Origin of the sequence: Bordetella sp. 15P40C-2, assembly GCF_009763235.1 — a bacterium.
GTDB lineage: Bacteria > Pseudomonadota > Gammaproteobacteria > Burkholderiales > Burkholderiaceae_B > Bordetella_A.
Genome location: NZ_WSJA01000001.1, coordinates 1 through 21584, shown reverse-complemented (window position 1 = coordinate 21584; position 21584 = coordinate 1). Strand labels below are relative to the sequence as shown.

Sequence of the window (21584 nt, the reverse complement as noted above, 5' to 3'; positions counted from 1 at the left end):
GTTCAGTCTTTCTCATGACCGCTCTGTTGTCCGCATGCGCACCTGTCCCGCAGACCGGCGCCGCCTTTGACGCCGAGCATAATGCGCGCACCGCCCTGGACTGGGCCGGAACTTATCGGGGCGTCCTGCCTTGCGCTGATTGCGAAGGCATCGACACCGTCGTGACGCTCGAGGACGACGGATCGTACCAGACAATTGCCAAGTATCTTGGCAAACGCAACGCCGTATCAGAAGAACGCGGACGATTCGGTTGGAATGCTGCAGGCAACACCGTCACACTCGGGCAGCGCGAGCCCGTACAGTATTTCGTCGCCGAGAACCGGCTGATTCGCTTGGCAACAGACGGTTCCCGAATCAATGGGCCGCTAGCCGACAGCTATGTGTTGACCAAAGAGTAGCCACATCGATGGATCATGCGCATCGGACGGTGCCGGACACGGCACCACCAGCGTAAACAGTCAAGGCCTTCTCTCCCCACGCGCCGCTCAGGGTTTCCCACAGTGTTAGCGCCGAATAAGACCGCGTATTTTATTCGTAGGTTAATCGTACAAACAAACGAAACCTCCAACGTAGAACAGGGGAATAAAAATGAAACGACGCAGTGCGCTCAAACTTTTGGGTTCCACGGCGGCACTGGTCGTGGCCCGACCGGTTTGGAGCCAGACCTCGGTACCGTATCCCAATCGTGCGATAAAGATTATCGTGTCTTCCACGCCGGGTAGCGCCACCGACGTCGCGGGGCGGTTGGTCGGGGACTTGCTGGCTACGCGCTATGGGCAAAGCATTGTCATAGAGAACAAGCCGGGCGCCGGCGGGGTCATTGGGATGACGGCCGCTGCAGCCGCCACGCCGGATGGCTACACGATTACCACCGGCGGCCTGGGCCATAACGTGCTGCCGCCCGTCACGTTGCGCGGTCTGCCGATCGATATTCCGAAGGCCTTGTTGCCCGTCGCGCAGGTGGCCGAGTTCGTGAACGTGCTGGTGGTCCGTCCCGACCATCCCGCCAACACCGTGCAAGAGCTCATCGCCTATCTGAAAGACCGTCCCGGCAAGCCTTTGTATGGCAGCAACGGGGTGGGTAGCTCGTCGCAGATGACCACGGAGTTGTTCGGCATTCAGGCGAAGCTGCCGCTCGATCATGTGCCGTACAAGGGCGCGAGCGAGGCGCTGGTGGGGACTTCCATGGGAGACCTGGACCTCTGCTTCATGAACTTGCCGCCCACGTTGGCGATGTTGCGCGCGGGCAAACTCAAGGCGCTGGCGGTGACGAGTTCCTATCGCGTGCGCCAACTGCCCGATGTGCCGACGATGCAGGAACAGGGCATGCCTGACTTCGACGTGACTAGCTGGTTGGGTATGTACGTCCCGTCAAAAGTCGATCCGGCCATTGTTGCTCAACTCTCGCGCGATATCGTGGAAGGTTTGTCGAGCCCGGAGCAACAACAGCGACTCATTGCGGGCGGCCTCGAGCCGAAACTGCGCGACGCCGAGGCCTTCCAAGCCTTTACCGCCAGTGAGCTCAAGCGCTGGGCCGCCGTGGCCCAGGCTGCGAACATCGTTGTCGATTACGGCGGTAAAAGCTAAACCGGATCAGGCGGCGGCATACGTCGTCTTGACCGTGGTGTAGAACTCCAGCGCATACTGGCCTTGCTCGCGCGGGCCATAGCTGGAGCCCTTGCGCCCGCCAAACGGCGCGTGATAGTCAACGCCCGCGGTCGGGCAATTGATCATCACCATGCCTGCTTGCGATTCACGCTTGAAGTGCGCGGCGTGCTTGAGCGAGGTCGTGCAGATGCCTGAGGACAGGCCGAACTCGGTATCGTTGGCGACTTCCAGGGCTTCTTCGTACGTGGCCACGGGAATGACGGCGGCGACCGGGCCAAAGATTTCCTCGCGGCAGATGCGTTGAGCATTGTCGCAATCGACGAACAAGGCGGGGCGCATGAAGAAGCCTTCCGTGTCGGCCTTCACGCGATCGCCGCCATAGGCCAGTACCGCGCCTTCTTCTTTACCGATTTGGACATAGCGTTCGTTTTGCGCGAGCTGTTCCGCGTCGACGACTGGGCCGATATCGGTGCCGGCTTGCAAGGCATGGCCGATCTTGAGGCCTTCCAGGCGCTTTTTGACGGCTTCGACGAAACGCGGATAGATGCCGCGCTGAACGATCAGACGGCTCGACGCGGTGCAGCGTTGCCCGGTTTGGAAGTAGGCGCCGTTGACCGCGCATTCCACTGCCACGTCCAGGTCGGCGTCGTCCAGAATCACCAACGGGTTCTTGCCGCCCATTTCCATCTGCACTTTCGCCAGGCGGCCGATGGCGGCTTCGGCGACGCGACGGCCGGTGCCGACGGACCCGGTAAAGCTGATCGCATCGACGCGGCGGTCTTGCAGCATCGCCTGACCGACGACAGAGCCACGGCCCATCACGAGGTTGAACGTACCTTCCGGCAGGCCGGCGCGGCTGATGATCTCAGCCAGCGCCCAGGCACTGCCAGGCACGAGATCGGCGGGCTTGAACACCACGGCATTGCCATAGGCCAGCGCGGGCGCGATTTTCCACGCAGGGATGGCGATGGGGAAGTTCCACGGTGCGATGATGCCGACCACGCCGACCGGTTCGCGGGTGATCTCGGGGACAATGCCGGCACGGTTGGCGGGCAATAGTTGACCCGGCACGCGCACGGCTTCGCCAGCGAAGAACTTGAAAATCCCGGCCGCGCGATCCACCTCGCCGCGAGCATCAGCCAGGGTTTTACCTTCTTCACGCGCCAGCAGCGTCGCGAGCTCTTCTTTACGCGCGAGGATCTCGCTGCCAATCGCATCGAGCGCGTCGAATTTGCGTTGGCCGGTGGTATGCGCCCAAGTGTGGGCGGCGTCGCGCGCGGCGGCGATGGCTTCGGCCGTTTGCGTGGCGTCGGCTTGCGCGTATTGACCGACCACGTCAGACAAGTCGGAAGGGTTGATGTTGTCGCGATGCGTGGCGCCGCCTACCCAGCGGCCGCCAATAAAATTCTCATGCATGATGTCGTAACCAAGAAAACAGGGAAAGTTTGACGAAAACGGCAGCTCAGAAACGAGGCTGCCGGACAGGGGCTAACCTGCCGGCAGCATGGCCTCGGATCGCGCTGGTATTCAGGGAAGTACAGCCTCGATCAAAAAAGGCGCTTGCTGAGCCAGTGCTGCCAGGTAAAGGCGACGCAGCTCGCTGGTTGTCGTTGCCTGCGCTGCAGGCACACCCAGTGAGCGTGACAATGATACCCAGTCCACGGCCGGATTAGACAGGTCCAACAGCGATTGCACATCCGAGCGCTGCAGATGATGGCCGGTTCGCTTCATCTCGTTCTGCAGGATCTGATAGCGCCGGTTCGCCGCGATCACGACCACTACATTGGACCCTTCGCGCGCCATCGACCATAGTGCCTGAGCCGTATATAGAGCGCTGCCATCCGATTGCAGCGCCACCACTTTGCGCTCGGGGGCGGCCACGGAGGCACCGAAAGCCGCTGGCAACCCCTGCCCGATCGCGCCGCCCGTCATGACGATCGTGCTGTGACGCGCGGCGCGACTAGCCAAGGCGTTGAAGGGAAAGCCCAGCGTGCCACCTTCGACGGATACGATGGCGTGTTCGGGCAAGTGGGCCGCGATAATCTGCGCCGCGGTTTCCGCGGTCAGCGACTCCCCCAGATTTGCATCGATCACCGGCTCGGGTGTGGGTAAGCGAGCCGGTGCGAGCCCCAGGCTGTCGGCTAACTGCTCCAAGGCTTGCGCGCCGCCTTGGTTGGGTTCCGACACGGCGATCATGCGAGCGGGATCGCCCAATCGGCTGGGGTATCCCTCTGCGCCAAAGAACGCCACGGGCTGCAAGGCATCCACGAGCGCTACGCGATCGAACTGCAGCAGGTACGGGTGACCCTGTTCCGCGAGGTAGGAAAACCGCCTGATGGCAGGCAACCCGCCGCCATGTTCACTGCGCGCCGGGAAAGTCTCACCAATCAGCTCGACGTTGGACAGCGTCGTGAATCGCGCGGCCTGGGTCAGCGCGGTTTCCGTCATGGCGCTCGCGCCCAGGAACATCAGGACACGCTTGCCCTCGCGGATCGCGCAGGCCAGGGTGTCGAGGGCGGCGGCGTCATACCCCGCATCGCGTGGCTCGGCGAGTACGCGCAACGGCTCGAACGGCGCATCGCCTTGCTGCATATCCATGGGCAGCACCAGGCTAGCGATGCCGCCACCCGGCGTCAGGACCTCGCGCAGCGATGCTTGTGTCGCGTCCTGCAGACCGGCCATGCTGTTGCCACGCCAGACGCCGGCGGACACGGGCCGCGCCAGCGATTCGATGTCCGAGTTCAACGGCGGGTCCGCCTGCACGTGCCAGGACATATGCTCGCCGATCACGTTCAGGATGCGCGAGCGCGCGCGTCTGGCGTTGTGCAGGTTGGCAATGGCATTGGCAAACCCGGGACCGAGGTGAGTCAAGGTCATTGCCGGCGTGCCGGAGATACGGAAATAGCCGTCAGCGGCACCCGAACATACGCCTTCGAACACGCTCAGAATGGGCCGGACCTCGGGCACGGCATCCAAGGCGGCCACGAAGGGCAGCTCCGTGGTGCCGGGGTTGGCGAAGCAGACGCGCAACCCGGATGCCGCGGCCGAACGCAGCAACCATTGCGCCCCGTTTTGCGCGGCGGCGCTCCCGGCTTGCGAGCTTGTCGTGGTACCGGTCATGATCCGAAGTTCAGCGAAACGCCGGCATCGCGCGCAACCTTGCTCCAACGCTCGAGCTCGGCGCGGTTAAGCTTGGCGAAATCCGCCATGGACGCTGGTTTGGGTTCGAAGCCCGCGCTCGCGAGCGTATTCATCGGTCCGGCTTCGCTGACACCTTGCACAATGGCTTGCGACAGACGCTGCACGATCTCGGGGTTCATGCCCGCGGGGCCATAAACGCCCAGCCAGCTGGTGACCGCGAAATCTTGCAGGCCGAGCTCTTGCAACGTCGGGACATCGGGCAGCTCGCGGCTACGATAGGGGCTCGTCACGGCGATGGGCCGAACGACGCCTTTCTTGATCAGGGGCACCACGGGCGGCAGGTTGCTGAATGAAAAGTCCAGGTTGCCGTTGGCCACGTCGATCAACAGCTCTCCACTGCCTTTATAGGCGGCATGCAGGCACTTGATATCGGTGCGCATGCAGAAGAACTCAGTCGTCATGTGAGCCGATGCGCCGGTTCCGTTCGAGCCATAGCTCAAACCCTTGTCACCATTGGCGCGTGCGCGGGCGAGCAGGTCGTCGACGCTGCGGATGTCCGAATTCGCGCCGACGACTAATACGTTAACGAACTCCGCCATCTGCGCGATGGGCGTGAGCGCGGTCGTATAGTCGATGGGGTAGCCTTTCAGCGTCGCCGGCGGCAGGACAATACCCCCCAGACCGTTGAGTAGCAGGGTATAGCCATCGGCAGGCGCACGCGCGACGGCCTGGCTGCCGATCAGGCCATTGGCGCCGGGACGGTTTTCGACCACGACCGGCTGGCCAAACTTCTTGGTAATGATTTCGCCGACCAGACGCCCAGCCAGATCGGTCACGCCGCCCGGTGGGTACGGCACGATGAGACGGATAGGCTTATCCGGCCAAGCGGCATCGGCTGCGAAGGCGGCGGGGGAATGAACGGCGAGCGCGCACAGGCCCGCGCCGACTGCCCCGAGAAAGGCACGACGTTTCATGAGTGGACTCCAGGTATAACGGGGGCGCAATGCGCCCCGTTTCAAACGGATCTATCCGGTAGTGGTATTAGCGTCCCTGCGGCATCAGCGCATCCCAGCTCAAGCCATTCATGAACTGAGCCCAGCGCCGGTAATAGGCGCGCGCGTTCTCTTCGGTGTACTCACCGTTTTCCACGCCACCTTGCAATTCTGGTACGGGGCGGGCATGACCCACACCCATTTGATAGTTGAAATACAGTTTGCGCGATTCGGTGCCCATGCAGGCTTCGGTGGCCCCGGTCCAGTTTTCCATATCGTCGGACTCGGTCATGCCGCCAGGGCCGGAATAGCGCAGGAAATAATGGCGCGCGGCGTCCTTGACGGCCTCGGGCGCGTCCTCGTCCACCAGATACATGCGCCACATTTCCATCTCGGTGGGGCTGATCGGATGGAACACCGCCAGCGTGCGAGGCTGACGTCCATGGAACGACATATTGGGGAAAATCGTGCCCACGCTCAGTTGCACGCGCATTTGCGAGCCCAGGGTACGGACGCGCTTTTCGTGCACTTCCCGGTAATAGGCTTCGACCTCGGGGTAACGCGCGTACGTGGCCACATACGGAGGCTCTTCGTAATAGGGCAAGCGTCCTAGCAGACCATGGCCGAGTTCGGGAAAGCAGATGGCCGAACGCGTCACCGACGGGTCACGGCGCCCTTTACCGCCGCTAGGCCCAATGCCCACGATATCGACCGACCGATGGCTGATATCGTGATAGAGATCGCCGATGAAGTTCTCGGGAGCGAACTTCCAGTTGCAGTTCACGCGCCATTTCTGCACGCCGCCGATGACGACGGAGCCGCCGGGGCTGCCATCGCGATGATCCAAGGCGGCATCGAGGTACAGACGCATACCGCCGAGGTATTCCTCGAACGGTGGCGCGTTCGGGTCCCACGTGGCAAAGATCGCACCCTTGTAATTGCATACCTGCGCCACCGTTTTCAGGCCCCAGGCTTTCTTGTCCAGTTCGCCTTTGTAATGCGTCGCATGGCCGGGCACACCCACCAGTTCGCCAGGACGTTCGACCAGCTTTCCGTCGGTCGAAAAGCTCCAGCCGTGGTAGGGGCAGGTGAACGTGCGATTGTTGCCATGGTCATAGCGGCACAGCTTCATGCCACGATGCGCGCAGCTATTGAGCATCACCTGAATGCGGCCCTGACGATCGCGCGTGAGGATCACCGATTCGCTGCCCATGCGCGAGACGAAATAATCGTCCGGCTTGGGCACCAGACTCTCGTGGCCTACAAAAAGCCAGGCACGCGAAAAGATCTGCTCCATTTCGCGCTTGAAGATGTCGTCGTCAACGAAGATGGAACGGCTAACCATTCCTTCATCGGCGCGGACCAGGGTATCGATGCTACAGACAGACATGGGGTTCCCGACACGATGCAATGGGGGCCTCGGAGGGCCATCCGTACTGCGGGCGCAACTCGATTCCGAGGGTGGCCCGAACATCAGTACGATAATAGTACAAAGTACTCATATACATTGGGGGAAGTACCGATGTCATCCAATGCACTGCGCGCTCCGTCCCCCGGCGGAGCGCGCTTGCGGCGCCGTTAAGCCGGCTGCGCTTCGCGAGCCAGCGGCCACGCCTCCGCGTTGACTATGGCCTTGGGCTGATTGCCAGTCATGGCGTTGACCAGGTTGTGGACCGCGAGGTCGATCATGGCGCGGCGAGTTTCCACCGTGGCGCTGCCGATATGCGCCTGCAGTACGACGTTTGGCAACTGGGTGAGCGGGCTGTCGGCCGGCAGCGGTTCGGTCGTCATCACGTCCAATCCCGCGCCCGCGATGACGCCATTCTTGAGTGCGTCGATCAGCGCGTCTTCATCCACCACGGCGCCGCGTGCGGTGTTCAGGAAGATCGCGGTCTTCTTCATCATGCCGAACTCGCGCGCGCCGATGCTTTTGCGCGTTTCGGGGGCCAGGGGAATGTGTACGCTCAGCACGTCCGATTGCGCAAACAACTCATCGCGCGACACATAGCGGGCGATTCCTTCGGCTTCGGCCTCGGTGTCCTGGCGGCGGTTGTGATAAATCACGTCCATGTCGAACGCACGGGCGGTGCGCGCCACGACACGGCCAATGCGACCCATGCCCAGCAGACCCAGGGTTTTGCCGCGAATGTCCGTGGCCAGGGGGAAGGCACCCTTGGTCCAGGCACCCGAACGCACGAACGCGTCGCCGGCAACGAGGTTACGCGCCACGCACAGCATCAGACCAATGGTCAGATCGGCCACGGCGCCATCCAATACACCAGGGGTGTTGCAGACCAGCACCTTGCGCTCGTTGGCCGCATTCATGTCTACGTTGTCGAAACCGACCGCGAAGTTCGACACCACTTTCAACGCCGGCATGGCATCGAGCAGGGCGGCATCGACGCGCGTTTTCACCGTGCAGACCATGCCGTCGATCTGGCTCCATTGTTCTTGCGGCAGAACTTCCAGCGGGCTCTTGCCCATGGGTACATCCACCGTATCGCAGGAGGCTTCGAGCAACTGGCGCAGATCCGCGGGGACCGGTGCGCTGACAATGATGCAGGGTTTCTTGGTCATGAAAACAACTCCAGAGGAAAAGAAGGGGAGAGCAGTGCGATCAGCCCTGCACGCTCTCGATATCGGTGGCGAACACTTGGACTTCCTCGCCATTGACGGCGCTCGGGTCGCTGGGGTGCTCGAGATAGCGCACGATTACCCAGAAGCCATCCTGGGGGTTTTCGACGACCTCGGCGATGGCACCATCGGCCATGCGCACTTTGTCGCCGGTGTCGAGCTCGACAAGGTTTACGGTTTTCCAATCAGCCATGTGTGGACTCCCTATACGGACCTGTCAAGTCCGAGCCTTACATCGACAATTGCTCTGCGGGCACGCGTACCCGTATGCCATCCAGCGCGGGCGTCATGATGACCTGACAGGACAGACGGCTGGTCGGCGAGCGTTCGGGCACGACTTCCAGCAGGGCGTCTTCGGTCGGGCTGGCAGGCTCGATTTGATCGAACCATTGCTCGCCCACATGCACATGACAGGTCCCGCAGATGGCGCCGCCGCCGCATTCCGCGACGATGCCTTCGAGACCATCGCGACGCGCTGCCTCCATCAGGGACCAATCCTCCGGCACGTCGGCGGTGTGCTCGGTGCCATCCGGCAATTCAAATATCGCTACGGGCATGATGCTTCCTGCTCAAAAACGAGGGTAGAAAATTCACTAAGCCATTCAGGCCGCGACGGCTTGCGGCGCGTTCAGTCGCTGGACGGCACGCACGAATTCGGCCGGGCTATCGACGGCCTCGACGGCGACGAGGCGGCCATCTTGATGGCGTTCGACCACCCAGCCACGAGCTGTCTCGACGACGGTATCCTCGCAGGGCTTATCGGGATCGACGATGCCCGCCATTTGCAACCGGCGGCCTTGTTGCTCGGACCAGAAGGTCGGGGCGCGAGTCGGCGCCGCTGCTTTGCCTGCGATCGCACTCGCGGCGATACGCGCTTGCGACATGGCGTTTTGTACGCTCTCGATACGCATGGCGCGCTGCAGCTCGGGACGCACAGCAATCGCGCAGTCGCCAATGGCGTAAATATTGGGTGCGGAGCTGCGGCAATTTTCGTCGACCACAATGCCACCCTGGCACTGCAGACCGGCCTGCTCGGCAACGGCGATGTTGGCGGCCGCGCCTATCGCGACCAGCACGGTCGGAGCCGAGAACACACGGCCATCGGTCATCTCGGCGTGCCATTGGCCGTCACCATACCGCCATGATTTCACCGCGATGTCGTGAACCAGCTCGATGCCAGCGCCGCGGTGCATTTGCGCAAAGCGATCCGCAGTGATCGCGGAAACCTTGCCCGGCATGATGCTGTCGGCTACTTCCAGCACGACGACTTCAACGCCTAGCTTGGCGGCGGTCGAGGCGGCTTCCAATCCCAGATAGCCGCCACCCACCACCAGCAGGCGGCTGCCGGGCACCAACGCGGCTTGCAGCGCGAGGCTGTCGCCGACATTGCGAATCGAAAATACGCCCGGACCCGAGAGACCCGGCAGGCCGCGCGCGACGGCACCCGTCGCGAGCACGGCATGTTCGAATTCGATCGCCTGACCAGAGGCCGTACGTAGGGTCTGGGTCGCAGGGTCGAGCTGCGTCACCGCATCGCCTTCGATACGCAACAAGTCGAGCTTTTCGAACACGGCGGGACTACGCAGCATAATGCGCGTGATGTCCGTGCCGCCGTGCAGCAGCGCCTTGGACAGGGGCGGACGCTCGTACGGCGGGTGAGACTCGTCGCTGATCAAGGCAATCGGCGCCGTGATACCCATGCTGCGCAACGCACAGGCACATTCCACGCCCGCGTGGCCCGCGCCGATGATTGCGGTATGTACCCGGATGCTGGACATCATGGCTCCCTTGTGGACTTATTCAGATCAGAAGAACGTCGTCAATGCTTTAGCCAGCAACACGTTCTGATCGAGAAAGATTTCGCGCGACAGAATCTTCCAGCCCGCGCCGCTGCGGCGCAGCACATCCTGACGTTTGCCGACGAACAGCGACACCTCGCCCTGCAGACGGTTTTGATAAACCAGAAAACGCGATCGCACCGACACCTGTTCGCCGCCCTCGGCCTCTGTATCCACATTCATGATGCGAACATTGCTGACCAAATGCGAAATACGCGAGGCAGGTTCTTCCGCCCAGTGAATGCCGGTATTGATTTGCGCCACGCGCTGGCGCAGGGTCTCGATACCTTCATCGAACCATGCGGTTTCGCCCGGCCGGGTGTACTCGGTGGCCACGGCGTCGCGGCGGACGTTACGCGCCAGCGGCATGCGGTAGACGATCTGCTCGTCCAGCAACGTCAGCCATGTGTCAAACGACCGACTGTCCAGCAGGTCCGCCTCATAGTGCAGGAACTGCTGCACTTCCCACCATAACTTGGGATCTGCGTTCAAGTACTCGGGCACGGTATCGGGTTGGACGTCGAGTACGGCGGACGGGGTTTGCATGACGGTATCCTCGGAAGGAAAGGGCGATGATTGCAAAGGCTTAACACGCCGCAGCGCGGCACTAATAGTTCAGGAGCGACGCGCTGGCACGCTTCGGATGGCCCTAATGCCACTCCGCTGCCTGGGTCGAACGCAGGCGAGCCTCGGTATGTTCGACGTGTGTGCGCGCATGATCGCGAGCGGCCTCGGGATCACCCGCTTCGATGGCTTTGAACAGCGTCTCGTGCTCGCGCTGCGCTTGGCTCGCCCGGCCTGCCAGTTTTGCCGATCGGGAACGTGAAACTCGTAAATTCTCGGCCAGCAGTCCAGCCAGGAAATCAAAAAAATTCAGATAGTGCTCGTTCTTCGTGGCCAGTGCGACCGCGCGATGAAAGCCCAAATCGGCATCCACCCCGGCGGCCACATCGCCATCGGCGATCGCCTGCTCCATGGCGGTCAGGGCGGCTCGCATCGCGGCCAGATCCTCATCGGTGCGGCGTTGAGCCGCCAGCGTCGCCGCCTCGATTTCAAAACCCCGGCGCAGTTCGACAATGCGCAGCACCTGTTCGGTGTCACCCTCTTCGGCCGCCACCATCCGCAGCACCGAAGGGCGTGTGGTCATCATGACGGTTAAACCCACCCCTTGCTTGCTTTGCACGAGGCCTTCGGCCTTCAGACGCGAGACCGCCTCGCGCAGCACGGTGCGCGACACGTTGAGACGGTCAGCGATCACCTGCTCCGGCGGCAATACTTCACCCACCGCATACTGGCCGCCCGTGATCTCCGCGACCAGGAGATCAGTGATGCGATCGGTCAGGTTGGCGTCGGCGCGCAACGTGGGAATGGGTTCTTTTTTCAGAAAAGCCATGAGAATCTTTGCTTGTACAGCGTATAGAAATGAAGTGTGAGGCAGTTTATCGTATTTTCGTACTAGTACTTTCCCGACCCTGGTTTGCGTCCCGCTGCACGGCACGGGATGTTCGCGTAAACACTAACTTGTCGAGCGTTTGGACCGAGTCATAGCATAGCCCGCCGACTTTATAGTATTTATGGAGCGTACTATGCGTAGCGTCGAAGAACTCGTCCAAGCCGATGCCGGACTGGTCAGCCGTGAGATATTCGCCAGCGATGAGGTCTATCGCCTCGAGCTCGAACGTATCTTCTCGCGTGCCTGGTTGTTCGTGGGCCACGAGAGTCTGGTGCCCAAGCCGGACGATTATTTCGTCTCGCGCATGGGCAGCGAGTCGGTGATCCTCACGCGCGATCGTCAGGGCCGCATTCAGGTGATGCTCAATAGCTGTGCACATCGTGGCATGAAGCTGTGCCGTTACGACCATGGTAACAATCGCACGTTCACCTGCCCCTACCACGGCTGGAGCTTTTCGACGGATGGAAAACTGGTCGAACGCCCGGGCGAGCTGGTGGGCGTGCCGGGCCACGCCACGCATTACAAAGGCGAACTGGACAAGAAAGCCTGGGGCCTGAAAACGGTGGCGCAGGTATGCAATTACAAGGGCGCTATCTTTGCCACTTGGGATCCGAACGCGCCACCGTTCGAGGAATACCTCGGCGATATGCGCCTGTACCTTGACGGCGCCTTGGATCACCGTGACGGCACTCCCGGCGGGTCCGAAGTCATCGGCGGCGTGCAGAAATGGCGCGTCAAATGTAATTGGAAGCTTGCTCCGGAAAACTTCATCGGTGACAGACATCACGATATCAGCCATCGTTCTGTCGACCTCGTGGGCATTGGGCCCAGCGCGGGCAAGGGCCGCCGGGACTTCACCGAGGGCCGGGTCTGTGTGGCCTTCCCGCAGTTAGGGCATGGCACCATAGGCCGCTTGCCCGCATTCGAGGAGCCGCCGTTCAAAAGCCAGTTCCAAAACCATCCGGTTGCCGAAGCCTATTTCAGGCAAGTCTACGACGCCCGCGTCAGGAATCTGGGCGACAGTCTACGCGTGACGCCACATGCTGTCGGGACGATATTCCCGAACATGTCCTTCCATTCTCACCAGCCGCGTTCGCTCGCCGTATTTCATCCGATAAGCGGCACGGAAATGGAGATGTGGCGCATGTATCTCATCGACAAGGACGCGCCCGAGGAAGTCAAGGAAGCGGCGCGCCACTACTATCTGCGCTACTCCGGCCCAGGTGGGCTGACCGAATCCGACGATATGGAAAACTGGACAGGCGCCACCGAGGCCTGCGTTGGCACCGAATCGCAGAAACTGTATTTCAACTATCAGATGGGCCTGGGGCACGCGCAGCCCGTGCCGCACATCACCGGTGCCGTGACGGCCGACTATACCGAAGAAAACGCACGCGCTTTTTATCGCCGCTGGGGTCAGTTCATGAGCGGTGCCGAGTGGGATGCGCTGATGCCGGACACCGTGCGCGCCGACGCCGCATAGCGATACACCGAAAAGCAGGGCGCCGCATCGTTGCAAGATGGACCGCGAGGCTTCACCTCAGGCGGGCGGCGAGTCGTTGTCCAACGTAATAGAAAAGGGGAACAATCATGCATCGTCGTACCGTCGTCAAGGCGCTCGCCGCCTTGCCCGCTTTAGCCGTATTGCGCCATGCCCACGCCCAGGGAGCCTATCCCGCAGGCCCGGTGCGTGTCGTCGTGCCGTTTCCACCCGGCAGCGCCGTCGATATTGTGACGCGCATCACCGGGCAAGCCATGGGCGACCTCAAGAGCTACAACATGGTGATCGAAAACAAGGCCGGCGCCAGCGGGGTGATCGGCTTGCAGTACGCCCTGACCAAAAAGCCCGATGGCTACACCTTGATCGGTGGCGGGCTCGGTACCATCTTGCCGATTGCCACCATGACGAATTTGCCGATGGACATTGCGAAGTCCATCGTGCCGATTGCGCAGGTGGCGGATTTCGCCAATGTCATCGTGGTGGGGCAGAACTCGCCCTACACCAGCCTGCAACAATTGCTCGAAGCAGCGAAGAAGTCCACGGATCGTCCTTTTACCTGCGGGGCGAACGACCGTGGCAGCTCGCCGCACCTGGCCACAGAGCTTTTCATGCTGCGTACTGGCACGAAGATGACCTATGTGCCTTACCGCGGTCCCAACGAAATCATCGTCGATCTCGTCAATGGGGGGTTGGATCTGGGGATCAGCAGCCTGCCCTCGTATGTATCCATGATCCGAGGTGGCAGGCTGCGCGCTCTGGCGGTGACCAGCAGCCAACGATCTAAACATCTGCCTGACGTTCCCACGGCAGAGGAGTGCGGCGTAAAAGACTTCAATGTCACCAGTTGGCTCGGCCTTTTCGGCTTGCCTGGCACGCCGCAGGACGTACTCGACAAGCTGTCGGGGGATGTGGTTGCCGCGATGAGCGCCCCTGAGATGGCTGCCAAGATCGAAGGCGCTGGCTTTGAGGCGACCGTGCTGGGTAGCGCCGATTTCTCCAAACTTACCCAGTCGGAGATCGAGCGTTGGAGTGAGCTGGCCAAGAAAATCGGGCTACAGCGCAGCTACGGGAACGTGTAGCCCGTCTGACGGCGGTGCGGTCAGGCCGGGTGCGGCAGCCGGCTATGGCCGGCGCAGCGCCTCGACTTGAATTTCCAACTCGACTTCGGGCTTAAAGCCCATGTCCAGCGCGAAATTCAGCCCATAGTCACCGCGATTGAACGAGCCGGACACATCCGCCCCGCACGCTTCGCGCTTTTCCATCGGATGGTCGATGCATTTAAAGTCGTCAATCTCCAGCTCCAGCGGGCGGGTGACGCCGCGCAGCGTGAAGTCGCCCTTCGCTGTTTTGGGGCGGTCACCGTCGAACTCCGTGAAGCGGCCTTTGAACGTGGCCGTCGGATACTTCGCCGCATCGAAGATGTCGGGCGCTTTGGCATGCGCATTCATTTCGTCGTGCCCAAAGTCGATCGAATCGATATCCACCGTGATGTCGATCGTGCCGCTACGGGCCTCGCGGTCCAGCACGATGACGCCTGAAGTCTTGTTGAATTTGCCACGCCAGGTCGACAGGCCTCCCATGTGATCCGCCTCGAAGCTCGGGTAGGTGTGCGAGGGGTCGATGTCGTAGGTGACGGGTGCCGCCAGGGCAGACGAGGACAGGACTGCATACAGCATGAGGGGTAATACTATTTTCATCGTCAATCTCCAGGTTGAACATCAGTGAATGTGGCGTCGCGCAGCACCTCGGCACCGGCCGGTGCCTGCATAGGCGGCGCAAAGCGATCCAGCGCGTTGGGCTCGTAGACACCCGATGTTTTTAGCAGGGGCTGAAGCGAGCGCGCAATGACTGCGACGTCGGCGAGGTCAGGCAATGCATCCGTGCCCGCGATGATGACGCGATTGCTCTCCTTCAGATTGAAGAAAGGGCCGAATACGGCTGCATAGGTCGCGGACTCGCTGGCGTAAAGTTGGCTGTTGGTAAACGTGTTCGCGACGACGATGCCCCGAGGGGAAAGTATTCCGCGAACCGTCTGCAGAAACTCCAGCGTCATCAGGTGACGCGGAACGTAGTCCACGTCGAATGCATCAAGCATGATCATGTCGTACTGTTTACCTTCCCGCTGCGCCTTCTCGATATACGCGCGGCCGTCATCGATAAACAGCCGTTGCCGTGCTCCGGGCTGGTAGTCGAAATACGTCTGCGCGACTTCTGCCACGGCCGGGTCGATTTCCACGGTGTCGATCACTGCGTCGGGCAGCAGTCGTGCCAGCGTTTTCTGCAGGGTCGCGCCGCCTAAGCCCACGATCAAAATTTTTTTCGGGTTCGGGTGGACATACAGCGCGCTTATCATCATGCGGGTGTAGACAAACACCAGCGCCTCGGGATCATCAAGACTCATGCAGGTCTGCCGTCCGAAGTCGACCATCGTGTTGAAATTCAGGCATCGTTCGCCGTTCTCTTCGAAGACAAGGACTTGGCCGAATTGGGACGGCTCGCTGTGTAATAAGCGAGGTTCGCCGTGAGCACCCGGGGTGAATATGGCCGCAAATCCCAGCAGGGCGGCAGCACAGAAGGTATTTGGTCGCATCGCGGGTCTCGAGAGAGGTGACCCTCGTATCATAAAGCGTGGAACCCAGCGGATTGATTGGTTACTTATTTTGGCTCTGTCTGGAGCCCCTTTTGTTTGTGATTCGATTATCGCGACATCCAATCGCAATAAGCCAGCCAGATATCAGGTCACGGTCAGACGGCCGTGAACTTCCACCCCGATTCCTAGAATATGGAACTTGCGATGCTGACCTTGGGCCCCAGTCTTACTCCGATCCACCCTCCGGCCTCGATAGCCACCATACCCTCGATTGCCCAAGAGACCCGCTCCGCGCTGGAGTGCTACTTGGTGGACGCGATCAAGTCTAATGATATTGAAGTCTTCCAAAAGCTCGTGGCGTTGTATGCCATCAACATCGAAGACCATAAGTTCAAGACGGGAGAGAACTTCCTGCACTGTGCAGTTGCGGCGGGCAGCGAGAAGATCGCAATGTATCTCACGGGTTTCTCGCGTGACGAGGTCGGCTTACCTGCCTCCACCGTTCAGACACTGGTCAATGGCAAGAATAACGCTGGCGAAACTCCGCTCTTGTACGCGGCTTGCTTTCGATCTCGTAATCCCGTGTGGGCAAGAGCTCTGGTCATGCGAGGGGCGATCGACGCTGACGGACGTGCCTTGGTGCACGCTGCCAAGAACGGGCTCACGGGTATCGTCCGGGCACTGTTACGAAACCATCTGAATGACTATCTCGACGCGAAGCTGGGCCCGTGCGCGCCGCATGTGCGCGAGTATATCCACGGCGCAGAATATAGCGGTGCCTTACCCAAGGCTTTAGCATATGCCGCAGAGGCGGGCCACCTGGACGTCGTCCGGTTATTGCTCAAGGTCAATGCCCGCGACGAGCTCGCCGCCGGCCTGAAGGCGGCGATCCACAACGGGCATTTTGCCGTCGCGGGAAAGTTGCTTGAACTGCACGACCACACGCGCGGGGATCTGCGCGAAGCGTTAAACACCGCTGCGGGCGATGGTCATGCAGCAGCCGTCGAATGGTTGCTTAAAACGGCGAGTTACACCTCCATGGATCTACAAGTGGCGTTGACAATCGCCGCCCGCAGTGGCCATGGGGATACCGTGAAGTGCCTGTTCGCGAAAGGTGCCAATGCCGTACAGGCACTGGCGATAGCCCTGCAGCCGCCCGGAACCAACGACGAAATAGACGTCGACGTCATAAGGGGGTTGAAGGTGCTCGGGGTACTGGGTCCGGCTGTGCTGACTCACGCACTAAAGTATCGGTCCGCGATTGATCTACCTATGCTGGCCTTGCTCGGCGCCAATCTTTCGGAAGCGACGCAAGCGGCGGCGATGCATAAAGACGCATCCTCGTTGCACGCATTGTTCCGCAAAAAGGTTCTGCCATTGAAAGCGATCGCGGCGCTCGCAGAATCCGGCGAGGTGGAGGCCAGAGATTTTCTGTTGGACGAATGGCGGCGATATACCGGCCATACAGACCAGGAGCATGCCCTGGGAATGCGACTCGCGGCAGTCGCCGACTCTTTCGTCAAACGGGTACTGAGTCGGCCGGAAGATGAGCAACAATTCCAACTTGGTTGGGACAAACTGGCTAAAGAGGGATATTGGAAAACGCTTGCAATATTAAGAGATGCGAACCAGTTGAATACCGAAGCGATGGGAATTTTAGTTCGTGACCAAGATCTGAGAGCAGTACGAACTTGTATTGACGCGGGTTTCCCGATCACGGAGTTACTGCACGAGCTGCTGGCTGAGTACACCACGGCGTTCGACGCTGGTCTTGATGAGGGTGGGCGTGGATTAGCTTTATTTACGTTACTAAAGCTGGCTGGTGCGGATCTATCGGCGCTACCCAAACCCCTGAATGACCGCATACTTGAGACCCTCAGCCAGGTTGAGAGCGCCATTGCGGGTTTGTCAGAGGACGATCGGGACGAGCACTTGCACTTTGCTCTGCTGGGGGCGCCCGTGACGGAGGTCGCCCTGTTGCTAGCGCGCGGTGCAGACCCCGTCGTTGCACTGCATATGCTCGAGCCGCAAAGCCGCGAGAATGCCATCCAAAAATTGATCAAGGCTGGCATGGTTCCCTCTGCAGCCCTGATCAACTGCGTAAAAGGTGGCCTCATGGAACTCGCTAACGGTCTGATCGAGGCGACCCGCCCAGGCAAGTCTGAGCATCACGCGTATCAGGGTGCTGACTCGCTGGCAACGGCCGCGTTAAAGACGCTTATTGCGGAAAAGGATTTACGCACAGCCCAGGTCTTCATTGATGTTTTCACCGATGGTGTACAAGCGCTGACTGAGTTTTTCGAAGCAAACGATACTGGTTCGGCCATAACGTTGATGCAGCTCGGTGTTGATCCTGAACCTGTACTGCTTAATCTACTCTCCGGGCGCGATTTCGATTCGGCCGCTAGATTGATTGCTTTGGGAGCCGACGTTCATATGGCGTTGATGTTGGCGTTTTCCGGTCCGGAGCATGATAGTGTGCTCGGGCCGCGCAATTCTGAGGTCAAAAAGGCGTTGGCGATCGCCGGCGCGGAGCCTCCTATCGCGCTACTACGGGCGGTCGAGCATGGCGACGGTTCAGCGGCGCGTAACCTGATTCGTAAAAATATGGCGACTGGAGCCGAGGCATTATGGCGTCTGATCTGGGACGAGTCACTGACCGATGACCTCAAACATCGAAAGCTACAATTCCTCCGTAGCGCGGGTCTTGATATCCGCACCGTCTTGGAGATGTATGCCGGAGACGAAAGAGGCGCTATCCTCAGCCAGTTTCTCGAAGTGGAATCCCCATCGAGTGCAGCGTTGACAACGCTGCTAAATCATTTGGCCTGAGGTTGTTCTGCGCAGCCCGTACGAACAGGCCATGAGAGATAGCAGGCGTAATGCTGCAGCAATACGACGATGCTGCCGCGCGTCCGATTTTTTATGGCCCTACGCCAACGGCAGTCGCATTCGTTTCTTATTAATGATGCCGCACATGGCCTGAGGATCGGCTCCGAATTCATGCGAGCCGATCTCCGTGACCTGAGGTGTCAGGGGCGAGCTTGAGGACGTACTGATTGGGCTCCGCAGGTCAACATCCATCCGTCTGGCGGCCTTCTGATAAGGAAAACTGTGATGTTCCCCATGCAATCCCCGTCCCGATCCCATCTTGCGACTAACCAGGGAGTGACACAGCTAGGCGAAATAAACACCGCACGAGCGGATACTGACGAGGCGCTGTCCGCGGTTATCCAATCTAATGACATAGAAAAATTCAAAAACTATGTGGATGAGCACTCGCTCGATATCCGCACATATCGGTCCAAAGAAGATCTCAGGAATGTTTTGCATCTCGCGATTGAATCCGGAAGCGGTAGCATCGCAATGTTTCTTCTGGGCCTAGGCGGTGAGGCTAACGGCTTAACATCAAGGGACGTTCAGAGGCTGGTTAATGCCAGAGATTACCGCGCAGATACTCCGCTCATGCGCTTGATAGACCGGCATCCCGATAAGCCGAGTTGGGTAGAGGCGCTGATCCAGGCCGGGGCGATTGACGACGATGGCTCGGGATTATTCTGGGCGGCGAAATATGGGCATGCCTCTATAGTCAATGCGTTGATTCACAGCCATTTGGAGACTGTTCGTGACAGGGGTTTGGCCGACATCGCCAGGGACGTCAGGGAATATGCCAACCCCTTCGATTATCGGGAAGCCGTATCCCATGCGCTGGTCTACGCAGCCGCTCAAGGTCATATGGAGATCTTCCGGAAATTGATCGAGGTGGACACACTCGGTCAGTTCGGCACGGCCTTGCAGGGCGCCGCGCTTAACGGCCATCTGCCGATAATCGATATCTTGCTCCAAAAGACCTCGTATGACCGGCAAACGCTAAGTGTCTCACTGATGTACGCCGCTGCAAATAATCACGTGGATCTTGCGAAACGACTGAGCGATGCGGGTGCGGATGCGTCGCAAGCCCTGGCGAGGGCCCTTCAGCTCCCGCCCTCGCTCACAGACTCTCGCAACCGCGCTATGGGTCAGGTGCACATTACACAATATCTGCGCGCGGCAAACCCCATGTATCTCGATGGCTCCGGCACGACCGTGGGCCCCATGGGAGAATTGTCGTGGCAGAAGCAGGCTGCTGCCATCCAATGCCTGAGGGCGCTGGGAGCAGACGCTCAGGCCGCCTTTAGGTTCGCAGCGGAAACGCAGAAGCCGATCTCGGCACCTGTCCTTCACTTGCTCGGTGCCGACGGCGCAGACTGGGTGGCGTCCGTGGCGTTGGCTAAAGATAAAACAGCATTGAATTGGCTGCTCGATAGCGATGCGTCATTCAATTCTGCCTTTCGGCGCCTCGCACGAAGTGATAACGCGACGGCAGTGGACTTTGTGATTGACCACAGTCGTACGCGTAAGGGTTACCGCGAAGACGGCCTGTCTACGCTGACTCGACAGGCGTTCAGGACTGCGAATTTCGTGTCCTGTCGGGCACTGGAGAGAATGCGGTACGGTCAGTACAAGGAAGAATGGATTTGGTTAGCCGTAGACGGCCAACAGCAGGCATTGCGTCTGCTGAATGATGCAAATTTGCTAAATCCGAAGTTGCTGAAAAAACTCGTACGGCAACACCATCTTAGCGCGATCAAGACCGCAGTCCAGGCCGGTATTCCCACCGAAGGTTTGCTTCTCGACCTGTATGGGGAGCATATGCTAACCCTGGTCATGAACGACGAGAGGGAAATCCCACAGGAACAGCGCAGGGAAGATAAACGGCGTAGTGCGATAGCGCTATTGATCCTTGCTGGCGTTGACGTCTCGCCCTGGGGCCAGAAGATGGGGCTACAACAGATCCACCAATCCATCATCGACCGACAAGACCTCTTTGCCAGTTTATCCCCCGCCCAGAGGGATGAGCGCCTCTTCGACGCATTAACGCGCGCAGACGTAACGGACATCGCCCTGTTGCTCGGGCATAATGCCAACCCGATCGTCACGCTCGCGATTGAGGACCGTCAGACCCGCAGAACCGGCCTCGCGAACATGATCAAGGCGGGCCTGGATGCCTCCGAAATCTTGATCGATTGGGTAACAGCGGGCCGCATGGAACTCGCTGAAGATTTGGTCGAGGCAAGCAAACTGGCCAGTCTTTGCAATGAGCAGTGGACGGAGCCAGGCGCTGTAGTGACCAGAGCGCTAAAGAGGCTGATTGCTCGGAACGATATGCCTGCAGCAGCGCGATTAATTCCCATCTTCACCGATGGGGCAGAGGCGCTCATTCACTTTGCGCAAGAATCTGACGAGAGCGCGGTGAAGTTGCTCATGCAGCTCGGTGCAGCTGATTCAGCCGCATTATTGGGCCTGTTGGAGCATAACGATTATGGTGCAGCCGGCCGATTGATCGAATGCGGCGCTGACATACATGCCACGCTCATGATGACATTTTCCGAGCGGCAGCCAGTCACCCAAGCGGCAGTGTCGCGACGAAAGATACGTCGAGAGCTGCAAATCATCGGGGCGGAGGTCACGATCGCCCTGCAACGTGCTGCTGAGCGAAACGACATGTCGGCGGCAAGGGGCTTGATCGAGTATGACCCCGCGGGCGCGAAGAAAGCGATAGACCGGCTCGTCGACGAGAACGCGATCAGCGACGCAGTCAAGACCGAGATGCTGCAATGTTTGGGTAACGTCGAGGAGACAACGGTTTTTGCCTGATTCAATGGCACGCGGCCGGAGTGCGCGTCGGGGGTGTCAGAAATTCCGTGTTTAAGGCGGGTTAAAAATCAAATGGAAGGACGGACGAAGCGATCCTCATAGAGGATAGCAAACTGGATCATGGCCTGTT

General features: G+C 60.0%; 18 protein-coding genes. 6 read left to right on the top strand and 12 right to left on the bottom strand.

The window, feature by feature from the left end; all coding sequences use genetic code 11:
* Positions 1-14 precede the first annotated feature (14 nt).
* Together GOQ25_RS00090 and GOQ25_RS00085 are read left to right on the top strand one after the other, a co-directional pair.
* On the top strand, positions 15-398 hold the full coding sequence (locus GOQ25_RS00090) for a copper resistance protein NlpE (RefSeq protein ID WP_160348399.1): 384 nt from the start codon (positions 15-17) through the stop codon (positions 396-398).
* 190 nt (positions 399-588) lie between these two features.
* Positions 589-1587 (top strand): tripartite tricarboxylate transporter substrate binding protein, encoded by a 999-nt coding sequence (locus GOQ25_RS00085; protein ID WP_160348398.1) that lies wholly within the window; start codon positions 589-591, stop codon positions 1585-1587.
* A 6-nt stretch (positions 1588-1593) separates the two neighbouring features.
* Here GOQ25_RS00085 and GOQ25_RS00080 read toward each other — a convergent pair whose 3' ends face one another.
* The 10 genes from GOQ25_RS00080 to GOQ25_RS00035 all read right to left on the bottom strand — a co-directional run bounded on the left by GOQ25_RS00080 (position 1594) and on the right by GOQ25_RS00035 (position 11606).
* Positions 1594-3024: an aldehyde dehydrogenase family protein gene (locus GOQ25_RS00080; RefSeq protein ID WP_160348397.1), complete on the bottom strand. Its 1431-nt coding sequence runs from the start codon at positions 3022-3024 to the stop codon at positions 1594-1596.
* A gap of 111 nt (positions 3025-3135) precedes the next feature.
* A complete protein-coding gene (locus GOQ25_RS00075) occupies positions 3136-4728 on the bottom strand; it encodes an acetolactate synthase large subunit (protein ID WP_160348396.1) in 1593 nt (530 codons plus the stop codon).
* Positions 4725-5723, bottom strand: coding sequence for a tripartite tricarboxylate transporter substrate binding protein (locus tag GOQ25_RS00070; RefSeq protein WP_160348395.1), 999 nt, complete (start codon positions 5721-5723; stop codon positions 4725-4727). The genes GOQ25_RS00075 and GOQ25_RS00070 overlap by 4 nt, the downstream gene beginning before the upstream one ends.
* A 67-nt stretch (positions 5724-5790) precedes the next feature.
* Positions 5791-7131 (bottom strand): aromatic ring-hydroxylating dioxygenase subunit alpha, encoded by a 1341-nt coding sequence (locus GOQ25_RS00065; RefSeq protein ID WP_160348394.1) that lies wholly within the window; start codon positions 7129-7131, stop codon positions 5791-5793.
* A 188-nt stretch (positions 7132-7319) separates the two neighbouring features.
* Positions 7320-8318, bottom strand: coding sequence for a D-glycerate dehydrogenase (locus GOQ25_RS00060; protein ID WP_160348393.1), 999 nt, complete (start codon positions 8316-8318; stop codon positions 7320-7322).
* Between the two features lie 40 nt (positions 8319-8358).
* Positions 8359-8568 (bottom strand): hypothetical protein, encoded by a 210-nt coding sequence (locus tag GOQ25_RS00055; protein WP_160348392.1) that lies wholly within the window; start codon positions 8566-8568, stop codon positions 8359-8361.
* 37 nt (positions 8569-8605) lie between these two features.
* The gene (locus GOQ25_RS00050) at positions 8606-8932 is read right to left on the bottom strand and encodes a 2Fe-2S iron-sulfur cluster-binding protein (protein ID WP_160348391.1); all 327 of its coding nucleotides are present in this window, start codon (positions 8930-8932) and stop codon (positions 8606-8608) included.
* 45 nt (positions 8933-8977) lie between these two features.
* Positions 8978-10156 (bottom strand): NAD(P)/FAD-dependent oxidoreductase, encoded by a 1179-nt coding sequence (locus GOQ25_RS00045; protein ID WP_236844422.1) that lies wholly within the window; start codon positions 10154-10156, stop codon positions 8978-8980.
* Between the two features lie 24 nt (positions 10157-10180).
* Positions 10181-10759 carry a 3-phenylpropionate/cinnamic acid dioxygenase subunit beta gene (locus GOQ25_RS00040; RefSeq protein ID WP_160348390.1) on the bottom strand — a complete coding sequence of 193 codons (579 nt, stop codon included), beginning with the start codon at positions 10757-10759 and terminating at the stop codon, positions 10181-10183.
* A 103-nt stretch (positions 10760-10862) separates the two neighbouring features.
* Entirely contained in the window at positions 10863-11606 is a 744-nt protein-coding gene (locus tag GOQ25_RS00035) for a FadR/GntR family transcriptional regulator (RefSeq protein WP_202109269.1), read from the bottom strand.
* A gap of 193 nt (positions 11607-11799) precedes the next feature.
* Between GOQ25_RS00035 and GOQ25_RS00030 the strand changes: the two genes are divergently transcribed.
* The gene (locus GOQ25_RS00030) at positions 11800-13149 is read left to right on the top strand and encodes an aromatic ring-hydroxylating dioxygenase subunit alpha (RefSeq protein WP_160348389.1); all 1350 of its coding nucleotides are present in this window, start codon (positions 11800-11802) and stop codon (positions 13147-13149) included.
* A 107-nt stretch (positions 13150-13256) separates the two neighbouring features.
* Positions 13257-14246 (top strand): tripartite tricarboxylate transporter substrate binding protein, encoded by a 990-nt coding sequence (locus GOQ25_RS00025; protein ID WP_160348388.1) that lies wholly within the window; start codon positions 13257-13259, stop codon positions 14244-14246.
* Positions 14247-14288: 42 nt separating this feature from the next.
* On the opposite strand, the gene GOQ25_RS00020 is transcribed toward GOQ25_RS00025, so the two are convergent.
* Both GOQ25_RS00020 and GOQ25_RS00015 read right to left on the bottom strand, forming a co-directional pair.
* Positions 14289-14864: a YceI family protein gene (locus GOQ25_RS00020; RefSeq protein ID WP_160348387.1), complete on the bottom strand. Its 576-nt coding sequence runs from the start codon at positions 14862-14864 to the stop codon at positions 14289-14291.
* A gap of 2 nt (positions 14865-14866) precedes the next feature.
* Positions 14867-15757 (bottom strand): spermidine synthase, encoded by an 891-nt coding sequence (locus GOQ25_RS00015; RefSeq protein WP_160348386.1) that lies wholly within the window; start codon positions 15755-15757, stop codon positions 14867-14869.
* Between the two features lie 309 nt (positions 15758-16066).
* On the opposite strand from GOQ25_RS00015, the gene GOQ25_RS00010 reads away from it, so the two are divergent.
* Positions 16067-18589: an ankyrin repeat domain-containing protein gene (locus GOQ25_RS00010; protein ID WP_160348385.1), complete on the top strand. Its 2523-nt coding sequence runs from the start codon at positions 16067-16069 to the stop codon at positions 18587-18589.
* 285 nt (positions 18590-18874) lie between these two features.
* Positions 18875-21454, top strand: coding sequence for an ankyrin repeat domain-containing protein (locus GOQ25_RS00005; protein ID WP_160348384.1), 2580 nt, complete (start codon positions 18875-18877; stop codon positions 21452-21454).
* Positions 21455-21584 lie beyond the last annotated feature (130 nt).